This is a genomic window from Rhodococcus jostii NBRC 16295 (assembly GCF_001894825.1).
Classification (GTDB): Bacteria; Actinomycetota; Actinomycetes; order Mycobacteriales; family Mycobacteriaceae; genus Rhodococcus_F; species Rhodococcus_F jostii.
In genome coordinates this window covers 1-3,438 of record NZ_BCWY01000196.1, presented here as the reverse complement: position 1 = coordinate 3,438, position 3,438 = coordinate 1, and the positions used below count along the sequence as shown (strand labels likewise).

Below are 3,438 nucleotides of genomic sequence, written 5' to 3'. Positions count from 1 at the left end.
CCGACGTCACCGAACTCACCGACCTCTGGACGAGCGCCCTCACCGCCATCGCCGACCACACCAGCCGGCCCGGAGCCGGCCGCCTCACCCCCAGCGACCTCGACCTCGTCCACCTCGACCAACCCACCCTCGACGCACTCCACCACGACTACCCCACCCTCACCGACGTCTGGCCCGTCACCCCCTTGCAGGCAGGCCTTCTCTTCCACCACGAACTGACCAGCCATACTCTCGACACCTACGTCGTCCAAGTCGTCCTCGACATCGACGGACCTCTCGACGCCGACCGCCTCCGCGACGCCGCGGCAGCCCTGCTCGGCCGCCACCCGAACCTGGGTGCCGCATTCGGACGCACGCCCGACGGCACACCCATTCAGATCATCACTCCCGCACCACTTCGCTGGACCCACCATGATCTCAGCGACGAGCACGACGGGAGGGTCGCGCACGACATCGTCGCCGCCGACCGCACCACCCCGTTCGACCTGACCGCACCACCCCTGCTGCGGCTGATCCACATCACACACAGCCCCACCCATCACCGGGTGGCCCTCACCCACCACCACATCCTGCTCGACGGCTGGTCCACCCCGCTACTCCTGCACGAACTCCTCCAGTTGTACGAGCACCACACCGACCCCGACGCAGTACTTCGCCCGCGTCCGTATCGCCGCTATCTGGAATGGCTTGCGCAACAGTCGCTCGAGGAAAGCCAGGCCGCGTGGGCTGAAGTCCTGGACGGGCTGGAAGGACCGACGATCCTGCTGCCGTCCGCGCGCGACCGCGTCCCGTCCACCTTTCCCGACGAGTACCGGGTGACACTGTCGCGAGAGCAGACGGAGGCGTTGCGGACGCTCGCCCGCACCCACAACCTCACCCTCCACACCATCATCAACACCGCCTGGGCCCTCGTCCTCGCCACCCACACAGGCACCACCGACATCACCTTCGGCACCACCGTCTCCGGACGCCCACCCCACATCCCCCACGTCGAAAACATGATCGGACTCTTCATCAACACCATCCCCGTCCGCATCACCCTCCACCCCACCGACACCCTCACCACCCTCCTCCACCACACCCACACCACCCACACCCAACTCCTCGACCACCACCACCTCCCACTCACCCACATCCCCCACCCCCACGCCACCACCTTCGACACCCTCACCGTCCACGAGAACTACCCCCACCACACCAACCCCCCACCCACCGACCTCACCATCACCACCACCTCCGCCACCGACGCCACCCACTACCCCCTCGCCCTCGCCACCACCACCGACGACAGGCTGCACCTCAAGTTCGAGTATCTCCCGGAGTTCCTCGCCCGCAACGACGTCGAAGCGATCGCGGCACGCATGGGCCGCGCGCTGGACCTCATCGCCACGGCACCGGACACGACCGTCGCGTCGGTTCGGCTACTCGGCGACGACGAGTTTCGTGCGCTCGCGCCCGTGCGCGGCGATCGCGCACCCGCCATCCGCACGCTCGCCGCGATCTTTGCCGACGCCGCAGCCCTCGACCCGGACGCCGTCGCCGTCGAATGTGCAGGCCGCACGACGAGCTACCGCGACCTCGACGAGGCCTCGAATCGATTGGCTCGTGTGCTGATCGCCCGCGGTGCGGGGCCGGAAAGCTTCGTCGCCCTGGCGATTCCCCGTTCCGTCGACTCCGTGCTCGCGGTCTGGGCGATCACCAAGACCGGAGCCGCTTTCGTCCCGATCGACGCGGGCTATCCCGCCGTACGCATCGACGACATGATCGCCGATTCGGGTGTCGCTCTCGGCGTCACGCTGACACCGCAGCGCGAGCAGCTACCCGGCACGGTGCCGTGGCTCGTCCTTGACGACACCGAGACGGTCGCGACGGTCGAACAGCAGTCGAGCGGTGTCGTCGGTGACGCCGAGCGCGGGCAGCCACTGCGAAGCGACCATCCCGCGTATGTGATCTACACATCCGGATCGACCGGCGTCCCGAAAGGCGTGGTGGTTCCACACCGCGGGCTGGCAGCACTGGCCGCGGCGCAGGCGGCCACCCTCGGTTCAGGGCCGCACTCGCGCGTGCTCCACTTCTCGTCACCGTCGTTCGACGGATCGGTGTTCGATTATCTTCTGGCCTTCGGCCCTGGAGCGACTCTGGTGATCTGCCCGCCGACGGTCGTCGGCGGCACGGAGCTGTCACGCTTCCTCGCCGCCGAGCGGGTCACGCACGCCTTCGTCCCGACTGCCGCACTCGCCTCGGCCGATCCCGACGACCTCGACGGATACGACGGGTTCGGCCAGGTTCTCGTCGGCGGCGAGGCCTGTCCGCCCGGCCTGGTGACCCGGTGGTCCCGAGGCCGCACGCTGTGGAACGGGTACGGCCCCACCGAGACCACCGCGATGTGCAATGTCAGCGGTCCGCTCGGGCCCGGGTCCACTGTGACGGTCGGTGGCCCGATCACCGGCGCGGAGGAAGTCGTGCTGGATGTGCGTCTCCAGCCGGTTCCGGACGGCGTTCCGGGCGAGTTGTACGTCGCCGGGCCGGGCCTGGCCCGCGGATATCACCGGAGGCCTGGGCTGACCGCAGGATGCTTCGTCGCTGCCCCGTACGGGCCGGCGGGCGGGCGGATGTACCGGACCGGCGACATCGTCCGCTGGATTGCCGACTCATCCGGCGGTCGGGTGCTCGAGTATCTCGGGCGCGCCGACTTCCAGGTGAAGGTGCGCGGGTTCCGCATCGAGCCCGGCGAGATCGACGCCGCTCTCGGCGCCCACCCGGACGTGGACTACGCTGCGACCCTCACCCGCACCGGACCCGCCGGGGATCTGATTCTTGTCTCCTACGTCGTCGGGTCCCCGAATCTCGCCCCGGCCCGGCTCTCGGCCTATCTTGCCGAACGCCTTCCGGCGTACATGGTGCCCACCACGATCGTGCCGATCGACCGGATCCCACTGACCCCCGTCGGCAAACTCGACCGCACCGCACTGCCCGATCCCGGGTTCGACTCCGCGGCCGATCCTGCACACCGGCCGACGTCGCCCGTGGAGGAGACCGTCGCGAATGCGTTCGCGGCCGTGCTGGGTCTGGAACACGTCGGTGTCGACGACGACTTCTTCGAGGCGGGTGGAAACTCTTTGACGGCGACACGGGTAGTGGCGCGGGTCAATTCGACGCTGCACACCCATATCGACGTCCGGACCTTGTTCGAGGACCGCACCCCGCGGGTTCTGTCCACCCACCTCGACCACGATTCGGACGAGGCGCCGCTGCCGGCGCCCACTCCGGGATCGCAGCCGGAGTTCGCGCCGTTATCCCCCGCCCAACAACGCATCTGGTTCCTCAACCAATACGACACCACCACCCCCACCTACAACATCCCCCTCACCCTCCACCTCACCGGACACCTCGACACCACCGCCCTCCACCACGCCCTCACCGACCTCATCCACCGTC

The 3,438-nt window shown here is 68.6% G+C and carries 1 protein-coding gene; it reads left to right on the top strand.

Features of this window, described 5'->3' with window-relative positions; genetic code table 11:
• Window positions 1-3,438, top strand: a 3,438-nt coding sequence (locus RJ1_RS47370; RefSeq protein WP_218026519.1) for a non-ribosomal peptide synthetase, incomplete at both ends; no start/stop codon positions are given.